The organism is Bradyrhizobium sp. BLXBL-03 (assembly GCF_051853015.1).
Classification (GTDB): Bacteria; Pseudomonadota; Alphaproteobacteria; order Rhizobiales; family Xanthobacteraceae; genus Bradyrhizobium; species Bradyrhizobium manausense.
On record NZ_CP182470.1, the window covers coordinates 6,698,631 to 6,720,185 of the forward strand.

Consider the following 21,555-nt stretch of genomic DNA (forward strand, 5'->3'; position numbering starts at 1 on the left):
AGATACGTTAGAGCCGCGCGTCCCTCAAGAGCCGGCTTCGCTGCGCCGTTCCTGCGCGTAGCGCACCAGCGCAGCGAAGCGGTAGATGCCGTGCACGAATTTGCCGTAGGGCATGGTGATGAACAATGCGAAAACCGCGCCGAGATGCAGCGCCAGCAGTGGACCCATGGCGGCTGTCTCGCGCAAAATCAGAACCAGCATGCCGGTGAGACCCGTCAGGAACAGCATGGCGATGAAGCCGACGTCCATGCCGTAACTGTTCTCGTCGAGCAGTTCGGGCGCGCGCCGAGATTTCGCGACGAGAAGCCCGATTGGGCCGACGATGAGGCCGACGCCGCCGAGCGTGCCGAGCACGACCGGCAGATCCCACCAAGGATACGGTGCCTCCCGGCCGAGCAGATAGTGATAGAGCGTCGCCACCGAAGTCGCGGCAAAGCACAGCAGGAAGCCGTAGAACGTCAGGTGATGGAAGAGCTTGCGCCGGTCGGTCGGCTTGTCGTCCTCGTTGTAGCAGCCGACGCCGCCGCCATGGAGATAGCGCAGCTCGCCGGCATCGCGGATCGCCTGGAAGATCGAGCCGCCGTCGGCGTGCCCGCCGATCGGCGCGCCGATGTCGCGCCAGAACGCACGCACGCTCATCACCAGCGCGACAACGGCATAAAGAAACGCGGCGCTGAACAGCACGGCCATCGCGCTGTGTGGCATCAGCTTGTAGAACGCACCGGGCCCGGTGTGCACACCGAACAGCACGCCGCGGTCGTTGAGCGCGGCGAAACCGAGGATAAAGGCCGCCATGCTGAGCGCGGCAACGATGCTGATGACGAGGCCGTTGCGGGCGAAGGCGCCGGACAGCGCCTGCGGCCAGGCATAGGCCGCATAGGATTCGGCGCGCGCGACCGCCAGCGTCTTGGGAACGTTGACGTTGAACTCGTGCGGCGGCGAGAACTGGCAGTCGACGTAGCAGGCGCCGCAGGAATGGCAGAGGTTGGCGAGATAGTTGAGATCGCCGTCCGAGAAGGCGCGCCGCATCTCCATGGCGGGAAACACCGCGCACAGGCCCTCGCAATAGCGGCAGGAATTGCAGACCGTCATCAGACGGTCGGCCTCATCAAGAATTCTAGTTCCGTGCATGTTTCGCCGCTTCCCGTCCTGCGATCCGCCCGAACACGCTGCCGATGGTCATGCCCATGCCGGCGGCATAGCCTTTACCCAACACGTTGCCGGCCATGATCTCGCCGGCTGCAAACATGTTCGCCGACGGCTTGCCGTCAGCCATCAACATCCGCGCCTCCTTGTTCACGCGCGTGCCAAGATAGGTAAAGGTGATGCCCGGCCGCACGGGATAGGCGAGATAGGGCGGCGTCTCGATCTTGCGCGCCCAATGCGTCTTGGGCGGCGTGACGCCTTCGGTGCGGCAGTCGTCGAGAATGGTATGATCGAAGGTACCCGGCCGCACCGCCGCGTTGAATTCGGTGATGGTCTTTTCCAGCGCCGCCGGATCGAGCCCCAGCTTGCCGGCGAGCTCAGCCACGGTTTGACCGGCGATCGGCGGGAACAGCGTGGGCATGAAGCTGCTGACCACGGTCGAATCGAAGATGATGTAGGCAATCTGGTCGGGCTGCGCCGCGACCAGCCGCCCCCAGATCGCATAGCGCTTCGGCCAGATGTCCTCGCCCTCGTCATAGAAGCGCTGGGCGTGCTTGTTGACGACGATGCCGAACACGACCGAGTCATGCCGCGTGATGATGCCGCCGTCGAACTTTGGCGCGCGGGCATCGATCGCGACCGCGTGGCACTGGGTGGGATCGCCGACCTCCTGGACACCCTTGTCGAGCAGCATCTTCAGGATCGAGCCGCGATTGTACGGCGTGCCGCGGATCAGGAAATTGTCGGCCGCCTCGCCCCAATATTGCTTCAGCCATTCGATGTTGGCCTCGAACCCGCCGGCCGCCGCGACCAGCGCGGTCGCGCGCATCTCGGTCTCGCCCTTGATCGGCCGCTTGAGGCGGGCGGCGAGAAACATGCCGTCCTCGATCACGAGGTCGGTGACCTCGGCATCGTATTCGACCTCGACGCCAAGCTGTTCGGCAGTGAGGTAAAGCGCGTTCAGCATGGCGCGGCCGCCGCCGAGAAAGAAGGAGTTGGTGCGGCCGAGGCTGAGCGTGCCGCCGAGCGAGGGCTGCCAGCGCACGCCCTGCTCCACGATCCAGTTCAGGATGTCCTTGGACTCGCGGATCATGTGACGAGCGAGCAGCTCGTCGGTCTGCCCGCCGGTGACGCGCAGCAGATCCTCCCAGAACTCCTCCTCGGTGTAGGGGCCCGTGAGAATTTCGGTGGCGGCGTCATGGGCGCAGCGCATGTTGCGGGTGTGGCGGGTGTTGCCGCCGCGATAGAATTTTGGCGCGCCTTCCAGCACCAGCACCGAGGCGCCGCCGCGGCGCGCCGAAATCGCCGCGCACAGCGCCGCATTGCCGCCGCCGATCACCAGCACATCGTATTTGCTGCCCATACGGTCCGTCCGATGCGGCTAAGTTGGAGACATTCTGCCCGCAAGGGAATCCGGTCAAGCCGGCCCCGCTTGCGTACCTTTGTATACAATGATATACAGAATTCAAGCAAGCGGCATCTCTGCATGGGCAGGATGCGCGCGGCGCTTCGAGGGACCATGGCCAGACGCCCGGCAAAGTCAGGCGGATCGATCGCGCGCGACGGCGGCGTCGCGCTGGGCGAAGCCGTGTTCCGCTCGCTCTGCGCGGCGCTCCAGGCCGGCAGCTACCGCGCCGGGGACCGCCTGCGCGAGGAAGAGGTTGCTCAACGGCTGAAGGTCAGCCGCACGCCGGTGCGCGAAGCCCTTAGCCGCCTCGCGGCGCGCGGCTTCGTCGAGCCCGCCGGCGGCCGCGGCCTGATCGTGCGCAACCTCGACATCTCGGAGGTGCTCGAGCTCTACGCCATGCGCGAGATCATGGAGGGCGCGGCCGCGCGCCTCGCCGCCGCGCACGCCTCGGCGCCGGAGGTCGACGCGCTCAGGGACATCGAGCAGGCTTTGGCGGAAGCATCCAAGACAGACGCCGCCGAGATGGCAAGAGAAATGGCAAGGCTCAATCGCGCCTTCCACCAGGCAGTCTGCCGAGCCGCGCGCAACCGCTATCTCGACAACGCCTCGCGCGAATTGCAGGACTGGATCTCCCTGCTCGGCCCCACGACGTTCACCGTGACAGGCCGCCCCTCAACCAGCCACGGCGAACACCTGGCCATCATCGATGCCATCGCGGCGCGCGACGGCGACAACGCCGAGCAGCTCGCGCGCGCGCATATCCGCGAGGCGCTGCGTTGCCGACTGAAGCTGCTGCAGAAGCAGTAGACGTGCATCATAAACATCTGCTTCGTGGGGTAAGCGGAAGTGGCCCCAGTTGGCCGGCAGCGACTGCTTGTGACCTTTCCCCGGTGCGAGCCGCGATGCTTAACCTAGGTTTACGCGCGACGTCTTGTGGCTCGGTTTCGCTCGGCAGCAGGAACGATGTCGAAAGGAGAAGATTGTGTCGTGAGTTTCCCCAAGTGAGAGGTCGACGCAATGCGTCCAAACTCGTTCGGCTACTGCGCGGCAGTGCTCCTGTCGATCTCCTCCACTGTCCATGCGCAAACGGCGACAGAAGACATCAAGGCCAAAGCGGAACGACTTGTCTCTCCTTTGGTCGACACTCGCGACGACCGCTTGCAAGTGGTCGCGACATTCGACCATCAGGTCACCGGTGTCACCGTGGCACCGGACGGCCGTATCTTCGTGAATTTCCCGCGCTGGACGGAGGACACGCCCGTTTCGGTGGCTGAGCTTCTGCCGGATGGGTCGACCAAGCCTTACCCCAATGGGGAGTGGAACAGCTGGCGCAACGTACGGATGTCCGAGGTCTCACCAAACGATCACTTCGTTTGCGTTCAAAGCGTCGTCGCGGACCAGCGGGGATCTCTCTGGGTCGTCGATCCGGCGGCCCCAAATACCGAGAAGACCATCAAGGGCGGGCCCAAGATCGTCGAGATAGATCTGAAATCGAACAACGTGAAACGATCTTTCCCGATTTCTCAAGAGATAGCTGGTCCGGGTAGCTATCTGAATGATATCCGCATCGCGCCCGATGGAAAATTCGCCTACCTCACCGACTCCGGCTCACCCGGCGGCCTCGTCGTCCTCGACATTGACTCAGGGCAGGCTTGGCGGGTGCTGAGCGACGATCCTTCAACCCAATTCGATGCCAGCGTCAATGTGATGACCGATGGTCAGCCGCTGCGGCGGCCCGATGGACGGCAACCGCTCTTCAATGCAGATAGCCTGGCGCTGTCCAAAGACGGCAGCACGCTGTATTGGCAAGCCCTGACCGGGAAGATCCTTTACCGAATTTCCACGTCCAGCATCCAGAATCCCGACAGGGCAAGCCGTGCGCGTCCCGAGATGGTAGCCAAGACAGAGCCGGCGGACGGGCTCTGGACGGGAGAGAATGACGAGATTTACCTCAGCTCGATCGCCAATAACGCAGTCAAGATCATCAACCCGCACGACGGCAGCATACGCCAGCTGTTGACGGATTCGCGCCTGCGCTGGCCCGATACTTTTTCGCAAGGTCCTGACGGCCACATCTATGTGACGGCATCGCATATTCAGGATTCGCCCTGGTTCCACATGGCATGGACGGACAAGAGCTTCACTTTGTTCAAGTTCATGCCGCGCGATCCCGGCGCGGTCACCTCAGGCAGCGCCTCGAAACGGAAGTAAGCGACAAGGCCTGGCGACTCAGCCGAGGAGGCCGATGGTGCATTGGTTGGAGCCCATATTGGGCATGTCGCTGATAGCCGTCGTCCTAGCTGACGTCTTCCTCACGGTGCTCTACGCGCGCGCGGGCACCGGGATCGTGAGCGACCGCCTGGCAAGGCTGGTGTGGCTGGCCATGCGCGGGATTTGCTCCAGCCGCAATAATCATCTGCTCTCGTTCTGCGGACCTCTTATCCTGGTCGCCTTGCTACTGACCTGGTCGTTTCTGCTCGCGCTCGGGGCCGCGCTGGTTGTGCACCCTCTGCTCGGGACGAGTATCACGAACAGCAACCAACAGACACCAACCGATTTTACGACCGCACTATATGTGGCCGGAAGCAGTCTTTCGATCGTTGGCGGGAGCAATTTTGGTCCGCAAAGCGCCGGCGCGAAGCTGCTGTTTCTTGTCAATTCGGTGATCGGAACGTCAGTCATATCGCTCACCATCACTTATCTGATGCAAATCTACGGCGCTCTCAGGAGCAGAAACTCACTATGCCTCAAAATCCACACCCTCTCTGGTGAGACCGGTGATGCTGCGGAACTGCTCGCGCATCTATTTGCGAAGAACCAGCTCAGCGCGGGTTACAACAACCTTTCCGAGATGGCGGTAGAGCTGACGGACGCGAAGGAAGCCCACCATTTTTATCCCATCCTGTTCTACTTCCGCTTCCCTGAACCGATTTACGCCGTGTCGAGGTCGTGTCTCATCGCGCTTGATGCCGTTTCACTGATCCGAAGTGCATTGCCGGACGATGCGGAATGGCTGAAAAAATCCGGTGCGGTCACGCAGGTCTGGTTGTCCGGGCTAATGCTCCTTGCGACCCTCAACGGCGTCTTCCTGCATAAAAAACCATCGGGTGAACCCGTCGGTGCGAATCAGCAACTCTGGCGGGTCCGGTATGATCATGCGCGAGAGCGACTACTGATCGCCGGAATTTGCGTCACCGACGATCTTCGCAATTCCGTCGAGTCGTACGTCGAACACAGAACAAAGTGGGATAGCCTCGTCCATCTGGTTGGCAATTCGATGGCTTACGCGCTCGCGGAAATCGATCCTGCGATGCCGAGGGCCCAAACACCTATCTTTCGCTCGGACCATCGAGGAGAGGGCGCCGTTCCGAGTGGCTCGGATTGAAGGCCGCAAACTCCCAGTCTCTTTAATTGCGTCAGGCCAGCACGTGCGCAGCGACCGCCTTCGCGACATCCCGCACATCGGTCGGTTTCATCCGCACCTACAAGCCGCGCTACGCGATACCCTCGCCATCCGGAGATGCGATCACGACCATGTAACCGTCGAGATCCCTGATCCAGAATTCCCGATGCCCCGCGTTCGGGTTGACGTGGACGTCGCGGACGACGTGGGCTTCAAGGTCCCGGGCCCGAAGGACCACTTCGTCGAAATCATCGACTTCGAACCAGAGCAGAATTCCATTGCCGATGGGCTTGTCGATGTCGCCAAGCGGACCATGATGGTGATCAGCATTCCAGTCGTGCAGTTGCAAGATCAGCCCGTCACTCCCCCACTTGCTCGTGTGGTGCCGTGGGTCCCAAAGCCGCTCATATTCGGTTCCGCCATGCCCGCCGACGCAGCCGAGTAGCTTTTGATACCATCGGCTGGAAGCTGGAACATCGCGACAAAGGACGAGCAGCTGAGATCGCATGCGACCAAGCTAGATCGCTGGAGGATGTGATGCAACACCTTGCCGGTCGCCTTCAGTGGGGCCTCTCTCGATCCCTGGCCCATGCCGACGGGCCCCCTTGATCCGCGGCCGTCGGCGTCCAGCTCGAAAACGCTCACGCCAGCACGTCGGCCACAACTGCCTTCGCAACATCCCGCGCATCGGTCGGCCTCATCCTCACCTGCAAGCCGCGCTGGCCGCCGTTGAGATAGACGAGGTCATGCGCGAGCGCGCTTCTCTCGATCACGGTGGCGACCTGCTTGCGCTGCCCGAACGGGCTGATGCCGCCGACCTTGTAGCCGGTGACGCGCTCGGCCTCCGGCGGCTTCATCATCTGTGCTGACTTGCCGCCCGCGGCCGCGGCGAGCTTCTTCATCGAGACTTCCTGGTCGGACGGCACGATGACGCAAACCGGCTTGCCGTCCACCAGCGCCATCAGCGTCTTCAAGACGCGCGCCGGATCTTCGCCGAGCGCGGCGGCGGCCTGCAGGCCGATGCTTTCGGCATCGGGATCATAGTCGTAGGCGTGGACGGTGAAAGCGACACCGGCGGCGGTGAGCGCGCGGGTGGCCGGGGTGATCTTGGACATGGGATACGTTTGCCGCCGTCGCGGCGACGCCGGGCGCTGTTGGTGATCATGCCCTTATACAGGTGTTTTGCCCGACGCCACAAGCACTTTTCGGTAACACCGAAAATAGCTCAAGCCTTTCAACCCCCGTTCCTACTGTGCATGGGGTTGTTTTCGCCGCCCTACTCCGCCGCGTCCCGCATCTCCGCGCGCTCGGCCCTCGCCGCGCAGAACTTGAACTCCGGGATCTTGCCGAACGGGTCGAGCGCCGGATTGGTGAGCAGGTTCGCCGCCGCTTCCGCGTAGCAGAACGGCATGAACACCATGTTCTCGGGCACGTCGCGGTCCGACCGCACCTTGACCTCGACCGCGCCGCGGCGGGTTTCAAGGCGGATGAAATCGCCGGGCACGAGCTTCTTCTTGCGCATGTCCTTCGGCGACATGAACGCCACCGCCTCGGGCTCGATCTGGTCGAGCACCTGGGCGCGGCGGGTCATCGAGCCGGTGTGCCAGTGTTCGAGCACACGGCCGGTCGAGAGCACCATGGGATATTCGTCGTCCGGCAGTTCGTCCGGCGGGATGACCTTGGCCGGCACGATCTTGCCGCGGCCGCTCGCGGTCGGGAAGCCCGTGGTGAAGATGATCTCGTTGCCGGGCTTGTCGGGAGCATCGGCCGGATAGGTGACGGCGCCTTCGCGCACCAGCCGCTCCCAGCTGATGTTCTTCAGCGACGGCATCAGCTCCGCCATCTCGGTGTAGACCTCGCCCGGGCCGGCATAATTCCAGGGCAGGCCCATGCGCTTGCCGATCTCCTGGATGATCCAGAGATCCTGCCGCGCATCGCCCGGCGGCTTGATGACCTGACGCGCGAGCTGGACGCGGCGATCGGTGTTGGTGAAGGAGCCGTCCTTCTCGGCAAACGCCGAGGCCGGCAGGATGACGTCCGCGTGGAACGCAGTCTCGGTGACGAAGAGATCCTGCACAACGAGATGATCGAGCATCGCGAGCGCCTGGCGTGCGTGCTGCAGATCCGGATCGGACATCGCCGGATTCTCGCCCTCGATATACATGCCCTTGATCTCGCCGGCATGGATCGCGTTCATGATCTCGACCACGGTCAGGCCGCGGACGGGATCGAGATCCTGCTGCCACAGCTTTTCGAAGCTGCCGCGCAGATCGTCGCGGCCGACCGGCTGGTAGTCCGGCAGGAACATCGGGATCAGGCCGGCGTCGGACGCTCCTTGCACGTTGTTCTGGCCGCGCAGCGGATGCAGGCCGGTGCCGGGCCGACCGACCTGGCCGGTGATCAGCGCCAGCGCGATCAGGCAGCGCGCATTGTCGGTGCCGTGGACGTGCTGGCTGATGCCCATGCCCCAGAAGATGATCGACGATTTGGCGCGCGCGTAGGTTCGCGCCACCTCGCGCAGCGTCTGCGCCGGGATGCCGCAGATCGGCTCCATCTTCTCCGGCGTGAACTCCTTGATCTTCTCCTTGAGGTCCTCGAAGCCCTCGGTGTAGCCCGCGATGTACTGGTCGTCGGTCAGGCCTTCGGTGATGATCGTGTTGATCATCGCGTTCAGCATGGCGACGTCGGAGCCGGGCTTGAACTGCAGATGCTTGGTGGCGTGACGCGACAGCGACTGCCGGCGCGGATCCATCACGAACAGTTTTGCGCCGTTCTGCTTGACCGCGTTCTTGATGAACGTCGCGGCCACCGGATGGTTGACGGTCGGATTGGCGCCGATCACCCAGATCACTTCCGCGTCCATCGCCGCCGAGAACGGCGCCGACACCGCGCCGGAGCTCAGACCTTCGAACAGCGCGGCGACCGACGAAGCGTGACACAGACGGGTGCAGTGATCGACGTTGTTCGAGCCGAAGCCGGTGCGGACCAGCTTCTGGAACAGATAGGCCTCCTCGTTCGAGCCCTTCGCCGAGCCGAAGCCGGCGAGCGCCTTCGCGCCCTTTTCGTCGCGGATCTTGACGAGGCCCTTGGCGGCGATGTCGAGCGCCTCGTCCCAGCTGGCCTCGCGGAAATGCGTGAAGGGATTGGCCGGATCGACCTGGTCGTTGGCATCCTTTTTCGCATTCGGCAGCCGCACCAGCGGCTTGGTCAGACGATGCGGATGGTGGATGTAGTCGAAGCCGAAGCGACCCTTGACGCAGAGACGGTTATGATTGGCGGGGCCATCGCGGCCCTCGGCATAAATCACCTTCTCGTCCTTGACCTCGTAGGTGACCTGGCAGCCGACGCCGCAGAACGGGCAGAGCGAATCCACCTTCCTGTCGGCGTAAGTCACGCGGGTCTGCTTGTCGTCGAGCATGACGGCCGGCATCAGCGCGCCGGTCGGACAGGCCTGCACGCATTCGCCGCAAGCAACGCAGGTCGACTCGCCCATGGGATCGTCGAAGTCGAAGACGATCTTGGAACTATGGTTGCGATAGGCCATGCCGATGACGTCATTGACCTGGACCTCGCGGCAAGCGCGCACGCACAGGCCGCACTGGATGCAGGCATCGAGATTGACCCGCATCGCCGGATGGCTGGCATCGGTCTCCCAGCGCTCGGCAGCCGGGAAGCGGCTCTCGGTGACGCCCGTGGTCTCGGCCCAGTGCCAGAATTTCGAATCCGGATCGTGGCTGGTCTGGCGCGCCGGCTGATCGGCGACAAGCAGCTCCATCACCATTTTCTGCGCGGCGGTCGCGCGCGCGGATTCGGTCTTCACCTTCATGCCGACCGACGGCGTGCGCTTGCACGAAGCCGCCAGCACCCGCTCGCCCTCGATCTCGACCATGCAGGCGCGGCAATTGCCGTCGGGGCGATAGTCTGGCGCGGGCGAATAGCACAAATGCGGGATGTCGCGGCCCTGGCGTTTGGCGACCTGCCAGATCGTCTCGCCGGGCCTGGCCTCGACCTGCTTGCCGTCGAGCTCGAACGTAATCTTGGTCATTCGGCCGCTTCCTTGAACTCGTCAGGGAAATATTTGATCACGGAGGACAGCGGATTCGATGCCGCCTGGCCAAGCCCGCAGATCGAGGCATCGCGCATCGCCTGGCTCAATTCTTCCAGCAATGCGCGGTTCCAGACCGGCTTCTGCATCAGCAGCGCCGCCTTCTGGGTTCCGACGCGGCACGGCGTGCACTGGCCGCAGCTCTCGTCCTCGAAAAATTTCATCAGGTTCAGTGCGGCTGCGCGCACGCTGTCCTTTTGCGACAGGATCACGATCGCGGCCGAACCGATGAAGCAGCCGTATTTTTCCAGCGTGCCGAAATCGAGCGGGATGCCGTCCATCGACGCCGGCAGGATGCCGCCGGACGCGCCGCCCGGAAGGTACGCATAGAACTGGTGGCCATCGGCCATGCCGCCGCAATATTCGTCGATCAGCTCGCGCACCGTGATGCCCGCAGGCGCAAGCTTCATGCCCGGATTCTTGACGCGCCCCGAGACCGAGAAGCTGCGCAAGCCATGACGCTCATGGCGGCCATGGCCCTTCCACCAGTCAGCGCCCTTCTCGACGATGTCGCGCACCCACCACAGCGTCTCGATGTTGTTGATCAACGTCGGCAGGCCGAACAGGCCGACCTGGAACGGATAAGGCGGCTTGTGGCGCGGCAGCCCGCGCTTGCCCTCGATGCTTTCGAGCAGCGAAGACTCTTCGCCGCAGATGTAAGCGCCGGCGCCGCGGCGCATGTGCAATGTCGGGCCGCCCGCAGGCAACTTCGCGATCTCGCGCGTCAGGATCTCGCGCGAGGCCGGATATTCGTCGCGCAGATAGATGTAGACGTCGGAGGCCTGCACCACATGCGCGCCGATCATCATGCCCTCGATGAAGCGATGCGGATCGGTTTCGAGATAATAGCGGTCCTTGAACGTGCCGGGCTCGCCCTCGTCGCCATTGATCGCCATCAGCCGCGGACCGGGCTCGCCCAGCACAGCACGCCATTTGCGTCCCGTCGGGAAGCCCGCGCCGCCGAGGCCGCGCAGCGACGCATCGTCGAGCGACTTCAAGAGATCGTCCTTCGACATCTCGCCCGAGCGCAAGCGGCCCAGCAGCTTGTAGCCGCCGCCGGCAAAATAAGCGTCGTAATCGATATAATCAGGCAGATGCGCGTGAGTATCACCGACCTTCGCCGCAGCCATCACATTGGCAACGGTCGCGTGATCGACGAAGTTGTGTCCGACTTCCGCGGCAGGTGCGGTATCGCAGCGGCCGACGCAGGGCGCGCGCACCACGCGGATGCCGGGCCCCGAGGCTTCTTGCAAATCCGCGAGCAGCTTCTCTCCCCCGAGCATCGCGCAGGTCAGCGAATCGCAGACGCGGATCGTCAGTGGGGCAATATCAGGCTCGCCTTCCTTCACCACGTCGAAATGCGCGTAGAAGGTCGCGGTCTCGAACACTTCGGCGAAAGCGAGCTTCATCTCGTCGGCGAGCGCGGCGAGATGCGCAGCCGAGATCTGGCGATATGTGTCCTGGATCAGGTGCAGATATTCGATCAGGAGATCGCGCCGCCGCGGGCGATCTCCGAGCAATTGCTCAATCTCATGCGCGGCGGTCGGGTCGACCTGACGCCCCTTGGGCGTCGCCTTGGCGCGCCGGCGCCCCTCGCCCGGATGCTCGAATTCCCTGACCTTGTGAACGTCGTCGTTGCTGCTCATGGAAACGTCGCGTTCTCCTCAAAAGCGCGATGATCTCCGGGCGGGACGACCATCGCGATCCGCCCTGATCTTCTAGGCACGATCATCCGGGAACCGCGTCTCCGCGGCACAGTGGATCGAACCCGATCGAACCGACTCTAGTCTCTGGTATGCCAGATGCAAGAGAGAATTTAGAAAGATTCTATAATGCCTTACGGGGAAGGCCACCGCTCTGCGTACCCTCCGCGCAACCGCAACGTGGAACTCTGGCTTAGGTCCTGTCCATGCAGTCCTGGATATAGAACCAGCGGTCGTCGCCGGTCAGCCCCTTGGCCTTCACCTCGGCGCGACACGCCTTCAGCTTCGGCTTGTTGGCGGCCCACTTCGCCTTCATGTGTTTCAGCTTCTGCATGGTGAGCTTGATCTTGCCCGGTGGCTTGGCGTCGGTCGTTGCGGCAGGTGCAGGCGCCGTCGCGGTCTGCGCGGACGCGGTGTGAAGGCTTGCTGCCAGCATCATGGCGGCAAGACAGATACGGGTGCGAAGCATGAAATCCCCCTGGATTCTGTTCTTGAGCAATTCGACAGATGCGCGCGGAAGGCCATGTGACCTTCCGCGGCGGCATGGATCTACGATCAGAAGATCTTGACCGCGCTCTCCAGCGTCTTCCAAACGCCCCAGGCCAAGGGAACTCCGACGAAAGCCCAGAACAGCGCCGCCTTGGCATCCAGACCGCCCCTGCCGATGCCAAACGAGCCGTGCTGGATCGCCGCTTCGTTCTTCGCGCTGGCCGCCTGCAAGCGGGCGACCTCCTCCTGGCTCATGTTCCACTTGGGATCGACGGGCTTGATCAGATAGTTGCAGATCAAGCCGGCGATCAGCATGGCGCAGAGGATGTACATCGTCGTGTTGTAGAGCTGATCGCGCGGCACACCGGCGGCGAGTTGGAACTCGCGGATGTAGTTCACCACGACCGGGCCGATGATGCCCGCGGTCGACCACGCCGTCAGCAGACGGCCATGAATGGCACCGACAAACTGCGTGCCGAACATGTCGGCGAGATAGGCAGGCACGGTCGCGAAGCCGCCGCCATACATCGACAGGATAATGCCGAAGCCGACCACGAACAGCAGCTTCGAGCCCATTGCCGCAAAGGTCGGCGCCAGCGCGTAGAGCGCGATGCCGAGCAGGAAGAACGTGTAGTAGGTGTTCTTGCGGCCGAGATAGTCGGACAGCGAGGCCCAGAAGAACCTGCCGGCGATGTTGAACAGCGACAACAGGCCGGCAAAGCCCGCCGCGATGCCGGCGATGACGGTCTTCTGCTCAGTCGAGAGCTGGCTGAAAGTTACATCGGGCAGACCGATCAGCTTGCCGGCGAAGATCTCCTGCAACATCGGCGAGGCCATGCCGATCACCCCGATGCCTGCCGACACGTTCAGGCAGAGCACCCACCAGATCAGCCAGAACTGCGGCGTCTTGTGCGCATTGTCGAGATGCACGTGATGCTCGGTGATCATCGACTTCTTTTCGCTCGGCGGCGTCCAGCCCTCGGGCTGCCAGCCGACCGGGATCACGCGATAGGCAAACGCGCCGATCATCATGAACACGAAATAGATGATGCCCATCGCAACGAACGTCTCCCAGACACCGACCGAGGTCGGCGTCTTGAAATAGTTGATCAGGAGGTTGGCGAGGGGCGCGCCGATCATGGCGCCGCCGCCAAACCCCATGATGGCCATGCCGGTCGCCATGCCGCGACGGTCGGGGAACCATTTCACCAGCGTCGACACAGGCGAGATGTAGCCCAAGCCGAGACCGACGCCGCCGATCACGCCGCAACCGAGCCACATGATCCAGAGCTGGTGGACATAGACGCCGAAGGCGCCGATCAGAAGACCGCCGCCCAGCAGCAGGCCGCGACGGCACCCGCCTTGCGCGGGCCGGCGCGCTCGAGCCAGCCGCCCCAGATCGCGGCGGAGACGCCGAGCAGCACGAAGAACAGCGTGTACATCCACCCCAGGCTCGCGACCTTCCAATCGCAGGTGGTGGTGAACAGCTCCTGAAAGAGCGAGATGTCCGGGCAGGCCTTGCTCTGCGTGATGCCGATCGCGCGCGACAGCGGCAGCCAGAACACGGAAAAGCCGTAGGCCATGCCGATGCAGAGATGGATGCAGAGCGCAGCCGGCGGCACCAGCCAGCGGTTGAAGCCTGCCTTTGCGACCGTATGTTCGCGATCGAAAATTCCTGCGCCAGCGCCTGAAATCCTTCCCGCGCTCTCGATTGTGGTCATGCACTCCTCCCCTGCAGTCGCCCTTTTGAGCGAGACTGCCGCTACGATCCTGTTGCTCAGCCCATTGCGGCGCAGCTGCGGTCCCTGCTGCTCCGCAAAATCATCCAACACGCGCCAGGACCGTCACGCATGTCTGAAAAGTTAACCCCTCGAACAGGACTCTATGCCCGATACGATGTGACGGCTTCGTGCGCGGCCCGCTGATCCGCGTATCGCGGGCAAGATTCAACCTTCGCGCCGGCGCGGACAAAGTCAATTGGGGCAGAAGCCGGGATCGATGTCGATAGACAAAAGGTCGGTATCGGCGCAGTAACGCGCCTAAGAACGCAGCGCACCATTGGCGCTTTTTATCGAGCCATTCGCTTTTTCTATCAAGAACACGATGCGCGCCTCGTTGCGCTCGGTGATCTCCACCGTGTCGCCCGTCTCGCGGATCAGGTTCGGAATGTCAATGATCGACAAGGGATCGGTGCAGTGGACTTCGAGCTGATCGCCCGGCTGCAATGGTTTCAGCGCCTTGCGCGTCTTGAGGGCCGGCAACGGGCATTTGAGCCCGGTGAGATCAAGCGTCGTTCTGGTCATCAGGGCAACATGGCGGGAGGGATCGCTTGCGTCAACGCGAGGGACTCAGAGCAGGTTGGCGTAGGACAAGAAACCTACGAGGTCGCCGGGTTCGACGCGCGTGATATTTTCGCCGAGTTCAATGAGGCCATCGGTCTCCACCAATGACGACAGCAGGCCTGCTCCTTCGCGCGGGAACTTGATTGCCTCCAGCGCGCCATCCTGTGCGCGGCGCAAGGAGGCGCGAACATATTCGCGGCGACCCAGCTTCTTCCTATAGGTGAACGCCGCACGCAGCGGGATCGGCGCTAGCGGCTCCGGCAGGCTGCCGGCGAGCGCGAGCACGGTTGGCCGCACCACGTGAACGAATGTGACGAAACTTGCGACGGGATTACCGGGCAGCCCGATCAGCGGCGTGCCGCCGATGATGCCCATCGCCACAGGCCGGCCGGGCTTGATCGCCATCCGCCACAGCACGAGCGAGCCGACGCTCTCGACCGCCGCCTTGACGTGGTCCTCCTCGCCGGTCGAGACGCCGCCGGTGGTGAGGATCAGATCATGGTGCCCCGCCACCTGTTTCAATCCGTTCGCGAGCGAGGCACGATCGTCGCGCAGAATGCCGAGATCGGAGACCTCGCAGCCGAGCCGGCGCAGCATCGCCATCAGCATGAAACGGTTGGAATCGAACAGCTGCGCGGCCGCACGCGGCTCGCCCGGCGAGGCCAACTCGTTGCCGGTCGAGAACACGGCGACACGAATGCGCCTGACCACGTCAAGTCGGGTCAGACCAAACGCGGCGGCAAGGGCAACATGCTGCGGCCGCAGTCGCAGGCCTGCTCGCAGCGCGATCTGGCCAACGGGGATATCCTCGCCTGCCGGCCGGACATTCGCACCCGACTTCAGCCCTGATGGCAGCACGATCTTTCCTGATACATCGATGCGGACATCCTCCTGCATGAACACGGTCCCGGCCCCCGGCGGCATCGGCGCGCCCGTGAAAATGCGTGCGGTGTGGCCGGGCTTGATCGGCGCCTGCGCAAGGCCGCCGGCCTGGATACGGCCATCGAGCGGGAAGGCCTGTTCCCGGTCCTGCGGAAGATCCGCGTCGCCGACGGCATAGCCGTCGACGGCAGAGTTGGTGAAAAGCGGCAACGGCAGCGGCGCCGCGATATCGCGCGCCAGCACGCGCCCGTCGGCATCCACGAGCGCCACCGTCTCTAGGTCGGCAATCGCGTGGACGCGGGTCGTGATCAGGCCAACAGCCTCGTCGACCGACATCATCGGTCCGCCGAAAGCAAAGCAATCGTCCGACAGTTGTGCCATGGTGCCTCGTCAACGCGTCGCCGCGCTTCTTGCCATCGCATCCTCGACCTGTATCGCGGCACGCAGCATGAGAGCCGCTACAGCCTCGATGTCATCGAGATGGACGGTCGGCAGCCGGGTTTCAACCGCAGCGTCGGTGGCAATCCCGACAATGCCGGGATCATCGGGGAACAGCAGCGGCTTGGCATTGGCGGCGCGATGCACCTCGATCTTGCGATGCGGCTCGCGCTTGAAGCCTTCGACCACGACGAGATCGACCGCGGACAGCTTGCCGAGAAGTTCCGGCAACCGCGGCTCGGCTGCGCCGCGCAACTCGTGCATCAAAGCCCAGCGGTTCGACGACGCCACCAGCACCTCGGCCGCCCCGGCCTCGCGGTGGCGCCACGAATCCTTGCCGGGCACGTCGACGTCAAACCGATGGTGGGCATGCTTGATGACGGAGACGCGCAGGCCCTGCGCGTTGAAATGCGGGATCAGCCGCGTCAACAGCGTGGTCTTGCCTGCTCCGCTCCAACCTGCCAGGCCGATGACTTTCATAACCATTCGATCTCCGCCACCGGCTCGCGAGCAGATGGAACCTCCGGCCTCTCCCCGTCAGTGCGAGCGCAGCGAATCAAGATTGCTTCCGCGGAAAGATTCCGGATTGCTGCGCTCGCACTGACGAGCGGAGGCATTTTGCCCATTCCCCGGCATGCTTATATCGGCTTGCGGCGAATGTCATGCTAACGTCGCGGCCATGATGAAGATCGACAAGGCCCCGGTGCCTCTGATTATCCCTGACCCCGGCGACCCGCGCCTGACCCAGAGCGTGACCGGGACTGACCAGACCGGCGCCAGGGTCGAAATCAAGGTGCCGATGGAGCGGCCGCTGACGCTCTACCTGAATTCCCAGGAGATCGTCACCATGATGACGATCGGCGACTATCCGGAATATCTGGCGCTCGGCTATTTGCTGAACCAGAACATGCTGAAATATAACGACGCGGTTACCGAGGTCGAATATGACGACGACCTTCAGGTCGTTGTCGTGCGCACCTCACACCACACCAATTTCGAAGCCAAGCTCAAGAAGCGCACGCAGACTTCCGGCTGCGCGCAGGGCACCGCCTTCGGGGATCTGTTGGAAGCGGTCGAGAGCGTCGCGCTGCCAAAGGCGGAGCTGCGCACCTCCTGGCTCTACCGGATGACACAAACCATCAACACCATGCCATCGCTCTATCTCGAGGCCGGCGCGATCCATGGCTGCGTACTGTGCAAGGAAGGCGAGCCGCTCTGCTACACCGAGGATGTCGGCCGCCATAACGCGGTCGACAAGATCGCAGGCTGGATGTACCGCCACGGCGTCGATCCCGGCGACAAGATCCTCTACACCACGGGCCGCCTCACCTCGGAGATGGTGATCAAGACCGTACGCATGGGCATTCCGATCCTGGTGTCGCGATCCGGCTTCACTGCCTGGGGCGTCGATCTCGCGCGGCAAGTCGGCCTGACGCTGGTCGGACGCACCCGCGGCAAGCGCTTCATCGCACTCGCCGGCGAGGAGCGGATCGTCTACGACCAGAACCTCGCTTACGTCGAAGAGGAATCAGCGAGGCACAAGCGCAAGGGCGAAAGTGGTGACGACTAGCATTCCGCCAACGGGCCTTCCACCGACTCTTGGCGTGCTGCTCGCCGGCGGCCTGGCACGTCGCATGGGCGGTGGTGACAAGCCGATGCGCACCATCGGCGGCCGCACCATCCTGGAGCGCGTGATCGCGCGCCTGTCGCCCCAGTGCGATGGACTGATCCTCAACGCGAATGGCGACCCGGCGCGTTTCGCTACATTTGGCTTGCAGGTTGTTGCCGACGACGTGCCCGGCTTCCCCGGTCCGCTCGCCGGCATTTTGGCCGCACTGGAATGGACCGCAGCAAACCGGCCGGAGATCGAATGGGTGCTCAGCGCCGCCGGGGACTGCCCGTTCCTGCCACGTGACCTCGTCGCGCGGCTCCACGCGGCGCGGGCGCGGGAGAACGCGCAGCTCGCGGTCGCCGCCTCGGGCGACCAGTCGCATCCGGTGATTGGCCTGTGGCGCGTCGCCTTGCGCGACGAGCTGCGCCACGCCCTGGTCGTCGAGGATCTCCGCAAGATCGACCGCTGGACCGCGCGCTATCCGCTTGCGACAGTAACATGGCCGGCCGAGCCGCTCGATCCGTTCTTCAATGCGAACACGGTGGAGGACATCACTGCAGCCGAGCGTCTCGCGGCACTGGATGCGGCATCCTAGCATTTAACGGAACATCGAACCGGATGGAGACGAGCTGCGACTACTGATCGGGGCGCACTCCGGATCAGCCATGGCCGACTCTCTTCTGAATGCCATATTCGCGGTCGTCGATTTCGTGTTCGATCTCTCAAAAGCAATCGACAGCACCAAGCGGCTGAGCCAACAGGCCACGGGCAGCGACAAAATCGTCGACGTCCCGTCGGACCCGAAGCCGCTGCCGCCGGCAGCGCAGCGTGCGCTTGCGGAAGCCGAGGAGCGGGAATGCGCGAGAGAGCGCGCCGCTAAGCCAACGGCATCGGCTCGGTCGTCTAGGCACGCCGGAATCCGGCTCGCTGCAGCGCCGCACGCGCCTCATCCGAGCCGAGCGCATCGAGAAAAGCCTGCACGGCCGGACGCTGCTTGCGCGAGGTCACCAAGGCAAAATCATAATGCTCTTCCGCGAACGGAATGAAACCGAGATTGGCCGCATGGGCGACCGGCGCAATGGTCATGCCCCAGTCCGCACGGTGCTGCGCGACGGCCGCTGCAACCGCGTTGTGCGAGCGCGGCTGGTTCCAATAGCCTTCCGGGCGCGCTCCGCCGAGCAGGCGGTCGATCAAGATACGCGTGCCGGCGCCCTGGTTGCGGTTGACCATGATGCAGGCGGGGTCGGCGACCGCGGCAGCAACGGCCTCCTTTGCGCCGAGCTCCTCGAAACGCTTGTCCCCCCTGCGGAAGACAATGCCTTGCATCCGCCGCCATCCCGGCACGAGCTCGAGCCCCTCGACGAGATACGGCGCGTTGTAGGTCTCCGTCTTGTCGTCGAACAGATGGATCGGCGCGAGATCGCATTCGCCGCGCTTGGCCGCCGCCAGGCCCCCGAGACTGCCAACGGCAATCGAGCGCACAGTGAGGCCCGCATGGGCGAGCGGCGCGGTGACGAGATCGAGGCCGGTGCAATGGCTGCCGACGATGACGAGATCAGGCACCCGCACATGCGGCGTGAACAGCGTCACCTCGGCCTTCGTCCCCGCCGGCATCTGGTCGGCGAGCGCATCGATGCGCAGAAAGCCATCGGCCTGCGCGAAGGATGTGATCGCACCTGAGCCCTTGCCGGAAGGGTAGGCGATCAGCCCGTCCTTGCCCTCGACCAGCGAGACCATGATGAACTCGGTACGGCCAAGCTCGGAGGCAATGCGTACCGGCACGGTCGCACTCACCTTGGCATCAGAGCGCGGGGGCAATCCAGCCATCTTGCGCAGCGCCGGCACGATCATGTCGTGGAAGGTGAACATCGCCGAGGTCGGAAAGCCTGGCAGGATCACCACCGGCTTGCCGTCGCACACGGCAAGGCATAGCGGCTTGCCGGGCTTGAGCGCCACGCCATGCGCGATGACGCCGGGCAGGCCGAGCCGGTCGATGATGCGATGGGACAGGTCGCCTGCGCCCTTCGATGTGCCGCCCGACAGCACCAGCATGTCGGAATCCGCCAGCGCCTGACGCATCGCCACTTCCAGCCTGACTTCGTCGTCGGGAATCGCACCGAGGAAGATCGCCTCGCCGCCGTTCTCGTTGATCGCGGCTGCGACGATCGCACCATTGGTGTCGTAGATCGCCGCCGGCGCAAGCGCCTCGCCGGGCTGCACGAGCTCGTCGCCAGTGGAGATCACCGCAACCCGCGGCTTCCGTGCGACTCTCACCTCGGCGATGCCGCAGGCCGCCAGCATGCCGATCTCGCGCGAGCCGATGATTGTGCCCGCGCGCAGCAGCGCTTCGCTGCGCGCGATGTCGGAGCCGGCGTACGAGACGAACTGCCCCGGCGAGACTGCGCGACGGACATCGATCGCAGCGAGGCCGGCCGGCTGGGTGTGCTCGACCATGACGACGGCATCGGCGCCGCGCGGCAGCGGGCCGCCGGTCGCGATTGGCGTTGCGGTTCCTGTCGTCACTTGCAGCACAGGTACGGTGCCGCAGTGAATGGTCTCGCTGTTCAGCGCCAGCCGCACGGGTGCGCCTTCGCCGGCGACTGAAAGATCCGCCGAGCGCACGGCAAAGCCGTCGACATTGGAGCGATCGAACGGCGGCACGTCGATCGGCGCGGTGATGTCTTCGGCAAGGGCCGCACCGAGCGCATCGGCGAGCTTGCGCGCCTCTTTCGGGACCGGACGCGGAAACAGCGCAGCATCGAAGCGCGCCAACGCCTCCTCGCGCGAAAGGATCTTGAGAAATTGCTGCTGCTCGAGAGTGCTGCGATCTGGCGGCCTTGGGATCATCGTCATGCCGGAACCCATATCATTCCCGCATCAAATAAGCATCGACCGGTTCGCCCGCAGCAAATCCCTCGCGGCTCGCGGGAATGAGCAACCATGCATCGGATCGGCCGATCGCGTGCAGCGGCCATTCGCCCATGGCAAGCGGCATCCACGTTTTATGTTCCTCCGCTAGTAACGCGATCTCGGCAATGCCGACGCTGGAAGCAATTTTTCGCGCGAGCGGCAAGGTCACCGTGCGACGTGGTTGCCGTGCCGACAATCGATCGATCAGCGGAAGCACCAGCGCAACCCAGACCGCAAGCGCTTGAGCCGGCGAACCGGGCAAGGCGACGACCGGAACCTTTCCGAGCCGACCAGCGGCTGCGGTCCGTCCAGGCTGGAGCGCAAGACCGTGGGCGAGCTCCGCCCCGCGCTCAGCCAACGCCGTCACCGCGGCATCCGCGCGACCGACGCCGCTGCCGCCGATCGTCAGCAGAAGATCGCAGGCGGACACATCGAGCGCCGCTGCGATCGACGCCGCATCGCGCGAACCGGCTTCATGCATGCTCACATCCAACCCTGCCGCGCTTGAAAGCTCGGCGATCATCTGCAGCGTCGCGCTTCCACCCGGCACGTTGACGATGCGCAGGCGCGGCCGCCTGACGCTCAGCCTGTCCGCACCCGCAACGCGCGCGAGCAACAGAGCTGCTGCATCGACGGGACATCCCGTTGCGGCCGCGGGCGCGTTCTCGGCGATATCGCTGCCCGCACGCGCGACACCTTGTCCCGGAACGCCCTCCATCAGCACCTGGGCGAGCGGGCCCGACACCTCAACTGCGTCAACATCGAGCACGCAATCACAGCCCGCCGGCATCGCGCCGCCGGCCTCGACCCACACCGGAAGGCCGGCCAGAGGCAGCGGCGAATAGGAGGACGCGCCGACGAGATCGCGGGCGCAAAGCGCCCAGCCATCCACTGCAGCGATGTCGCGCGGCGGAGAGGCCGGCAGCAATGGCATGCCCGCGGAAACACAGCCGGCCGCTTCAATCAGCGGCAATTCGACCGGCCCGACCGGATCGACGCCGCGCAGCAGCGCGGCGAGCCCGGGCTCGAGCGGGGTCAATGAAGGCGGCAAGCACTGGATCATGTCTCATGATGGACCACGCATCGCGCGGTTTGGCAACCACTCGTACCTCGGCCG

The 21,555-nt window shown here is 64.1% G+C and carries 17 protein-coding genes and 1 pseudogene; 5 read left to right on the forward strand and 13 right to left on the reverse strand.

All coding sequences use genetic code 11. From position 1 onward, the window contains the following. Positions 1 to 24: 24 nt before the first annotated feature. Both tcuB and tcuA read right to left on the reverse strand, forming a co-directional pair. Positions 25 to 1,131: a tricarballylate utilization 4Fe-4S protein TcuB gene (gene tcuB, locus ACNJX9_RS32045; protein ID WP_439405992.1), complete on the reverse strand. Its 1,107-nt coding sequence runs from the start codon at positions 1,129 to 1,131 to the stop codon at positions 25 to 27. Continuing rightward, complete coding sequence (gene tcuA / locus ACNJX9_RS32050; RefSeq protein WP_057747694.1) at positions 1,118 to 2,509, reverse strand: FAD-dependent tricarballylate dehydrogenase TcuA; 1,392 nt, start codon at positions 2,507 to 2,509, stop codon at positions 1,118 to 1,120. The genes tcuB and tcuA overlap by 14 nt, the downstream gene beginning before the upstream one ends. A 156-nt stretch (positions 2,510 to 2,665) precedes the next feature. Between tcuA and ACNJX9_RS32055 the strand changes: the two genes are divergently transcribed. From ACNJX9_RS32055 to ACNJX9_RS32065, 3 genes are all read left to right on the forward strand, one after another. Then, positions 2,666 to 3,361 carry a GntR family transcriptional regulator gene (locus ACNJX9_RS32055; protein ID WP_439405994.1) on the forward strand — a complete coding sequence of 232 codons (696 nt, stop codon included), beginning with the start codon at positions 2,666 to 2,668 and terminating at the stop codon, positions 3,359 to 3,361. 210 nt (positions 3,362 to 3,571) lie between these two features. Continuing rightward, positions 3,572 to 4,765 carry an L-dopachrome tautomerase-related protein gene (locus tag ACNJX9_RS32060; protein ID WP_057747697.1) on the forward strand — a complete coding sequence of 398 codons (1,194 nt, stop codon included), beginning with the start codon at positions 3,572 to 3,574 and terminating at the stop codon, positions 4,763 to 4,765. A 64-nt stretch (positions 4,766 to 4,829) separates the two neighbouring features. Then, entirely contained in the window at positions 4,830 to 5,939 is a 1,110-nt protein-coding gene (locus ACNJX9_RS32065) for a two pore domain potassium channel family protein (RefSeq protein WP_439410159.1), read from the forward strand. A gap of 109 nt (positions 5,940 to 6,048) precedes the next feature. Here ACNJX9_RS32065 and ACNJX9_RS32070 read toward each other — a convergent pair whose 3' ends face one another. The 9 genes and pseudogenes from ACNJX9_RS32070 to mobB all read right to left on the reverse strand — a co-directional run bounded on the left by ACNJX9_RS32070 (position 6,049) and on the right by mobB (position 16,396). Then, positions 6,049 to 6,465 (reverse strand): VOC family protein, encoded by a 417-nt coding sequence (locus ACNJX9_RS32070; RefSeq protein ID WP_439405996.1) that lies wholly within the window; start codon positions 6,463 to 6,465, stop codon positions 6,049 to 6,051. A 133-nt stretch (positions 6,466 to 6,598) separates the two neighbouring features. Further along, on the reverse strand, positions 6,599 to 7,072 hold the full coding sequence (gene ybaK, locus ACNJX9_RS32075; protein WP_057747706.1) for a Cys-tRNA(Pro) deacylase: 474 nt from the start codon (positions 7,070 to 7,072) through the stop codon (positions 6,599 to 6,601). 161 nt (positions 7,073 to 7,233) lie between these two features. Beyond that, entirely contained in the window at positions 7,234 to 10,002 is a 2,769-nt protein-coding gene (fdhF, locus tag ACNJX9_RS32080) for a formate dehydrogenase subunit alpha (protein WP_057747710.1), read from the reverse strand. After that, positions 9,999 to 11,708 (reverse strand): NADH-ubiquinone oxidoreductase-F iron-sulfur binding region domain-containing protein, encoded by a 1,710-nt coding sequence (locus tag ACNJX9_RS32085; protein WP_439405998.1) that lies wholly within the window; start codon positions 11,706 to 11,708, stop codon positions 9,999 to 10,001. Before ACNJX9_RS32085 ends, fdhF begins: the two co-directional genes overlap by 4 nt. A gap of 250 nt (positions 11,709 to 11,958) precedes the next feature. Continuing rightward, a complete protein-coding gene (locus ACNJX9_RS32090; protein WP_439406000.1) occupies positions 11,959 to 12,234 on the reverse strand; it encodes a hypothetical protein in 276 nt (91 codons plus the stop codon). Between the two features lie 86 nt (positions 12,235 to 12,320). Next, positions 12,321 to 13,975 (reverse strand): annotated as a pseudogene (locus ACNJX9_RS32095) (OFA family MFS transporter). A gap of 318 nt (positions 13,976 to 14,293) precedes the next feature. Then, positions 14,294 to 14,557, reverse strand: coding sequence for a sulfurtransferase TusA family protein (locus tag ACNJX9_RS32100; protein WP_057747722.1), 264 nt, complete (start codon positions 14,555 to 14,557; stop codon positions 14,294 to 14,296). Positions 14,558 to 14,602: 45 nt separating this feature from the next. Continuing rightward, positions 14,603 to 15,859 (reverse strand): molybdopterin molybdotransferase MoeA, encoded by a 1,257-nt coding sequence (locus ACNJX9_RS32105; RefSeq protein ID WP_439406002.1) that lies wholly within the window; start codon positions 15,857 to 15,859, stop codon positions 14,603 to 14,605. Positions 15,860 to 15,868: 9 nt separating this feature from the next. After that, on the reverse strand, positions 15,869 to 16,396 hold the full coding sequence (gene mobB, locus ACNJX9_RS32110) for a molybdopterin-guanine dinucleotide biosynthesis protein B (protein WP_057747728.1): 528 nt from the start codon (positions 16,394 to 16,396) through the stop codon (positions 15,869 to 15,871). A gap of 199 nt (positions 16,397 to 16,595) precedes the next feature. On the opposite strand from mobB, the gene ACNJX9_RS32115 reads away from it, so the two are divergent. Continuing rightward, positions 16,596 to 17,486: a formate dehydrogenase accessory sulfurtransferase FdhD gene (locus ACNJX9_RS32115; protein ID WP_439406003.1), complete on the forward strand. Its 891-nt coding sequence runs from the start codon at positions 16,596 to 16,598 to the stop codon at positions 17,484 to 17,486. After that, a complete protein-coding gene (gene mobA, locus ACNJX9_RS32120) occupies positions 17,476 to 18,123 on the forward strand; it encodes a molybdenum cofactor guanylyltransferase MobA (protein WP_439406004.1) in 648 nt (215 codons plus the stop codon). Before ACNJX9_RS32115 ends, mobA begins: the two co-directional genes overlap by 11 nt. Positions 18,124 to 18,431: 308 nt before the next feature. Here mobA and ACNJX9_RS32125 read toward each other — a convergent pair whose 3' ends face one another. Further along, a complete protein-coding gene (locus ACNJX9_RS32125) occupies positions 18,432 to 20,381 on the reverse strand; it encodes a molybdopterin biosynthesis protein (protein ID WP_439406006.1) in 1,950 nt (649 codons plus the stop codon). Positions 20,382 to 20,394: 13 nt separating this feature from the next. After that, on the reverse strand, positions 20,395 to 21,501 hold the full coding sequence (locus tag ACNJX9_RS32130; RefSeq protein ID WP_439406007.1) for a molybdopterin-binding protein: 1,107 nt from the start codon (positions 21,499 to 21,501) through the stop codon (positions 20,395 to 20,397). Between the last annotated feature and the right edge of the window lie 54 nt (positions 21,502 to 21,555).

What these genes read in the sequence shown, in the direction of transcription:
- ACNJX9_RS32130 (WP_439406007.1), bottom strand. Translation starts at nt 21,501, where the DNA reads ATGATCCAGTGCTTGCCGCCTTCATTGACCCCGCTCGAGCCCGGGCTC.
- mobB (WP_057747728.1), bottom strand. Translation starts at nt 16,396, where the DNA reads ATGAAAGTCATCGGCCTGGCAGGTTGGAGCGGAGCAGGCAAGACCACG.
- ACNJX9_RS32100 (WP_057747722.1), bottom strand. Translation starts at nt 14,557, where the DNA reads ATGACCAGAACGACGCTTGATCTCACCGGGCTCAAATGCCCGTTGCCG.
- ACNJX9_RS32060 (WP_057747697.1), top strand. Translation starts at nt 3,572, where the DNA reads ATGCGTCCAAACTCGTTCGGCTACTGCGCGGCAGTGCTCCTGTCGATC.
- ACNJX9_RS32090 (WP_439406000.1), bottom strand. Translation starts at nt 12,234, where the DNA reads ATGCTTCGCACCCGTATCTGTCTTGCCGCCATGATGCTGGCAGCAAGC.
- tcuA (WP_057747694.1), bottom strand. Translation starts at nt 2,509, where the DNA reads ATGGGCAGCAAATACGATGTGCTGGTGATCGGCGGCGGCAATGCGGCG.
- fdhF (WP_057747710.1), bottom strand. Translation starts at nt 10,002, where the DNA reads ATGACCAAGATTACGTTCGAGCTCGACGGCAAGCAGGTCGAGGCCAGG.
- ACNJX9_RS32085 (WP_439405998.1), bottom strand. Translation starts at nt 11,708, where the DNA reads ATGAGCAGCAACGACGACGTTCACAAGGTCAGGGAATTCGAGCATCCG.
- ACNJX9_RS32105 (WP_439406002.1), bottom strand. Translation starts at nt 15,859, where the DNA reads ATGGCACAACTGTCGGACGATTGCTTTGCTTTCGGCGGACCGATGATG.
- ACNJX9_RS32065 (WP_439410159.1), top strand. Translation starts at nt 4,830, where the DNA reads ATGTCGCTGATAGCCGTCGTCCTAGCTGACGTCTTCCTCACGGTGCTC.
- ACNJX9_RS32070 (WP_439405996.1), bottom strand. Translation starts at nt 6,465, where the DNA reads ATGCGATCTCAGCTGCTCGTCCTTTGTCGCGATGTTCCAGCTTCCAGC.
- ybaK (WP_057747706.1), bottom strand. Translation starts at nt 7,072, where the DNA reads ATGTCCAAGATCACCCCGGCCACCCGCGCGCTCACCGCCGCCGGTGTC.
- tcuB (WP_439405992.1), bottom strand. Translation starts at nt 1,131, where the DNA reads ATGCACGGAACTAGAATTCTTGATGAGGCCGACCGTCTGATGACGGTC.
- ACNJX9_RS32055 (WP_439405994.1), top strand. Translation starts at nt 2,666, where the DNA reads ATGGCCAGACGCCCGGCAAAGTCAGGCGGATCGATCGCGCGCGACGGC.
- ACNJX9_RS32125 (WP_439406006.1), bottom strand. Translation starts at nt 20,381, where the DNA reads ATGACGATGATCCCAAGGCCGCCAGATCGCAGCACTCTCGAGCAGCAG.
- ACNJX9_RS32115 (WP_439406003.1), top strand. Translation starts at nt 16,596, where the DNA reads ATGATGAAGATCGACAAGGCCCCGGTGCCTCTGATTATCCCTGACCCC.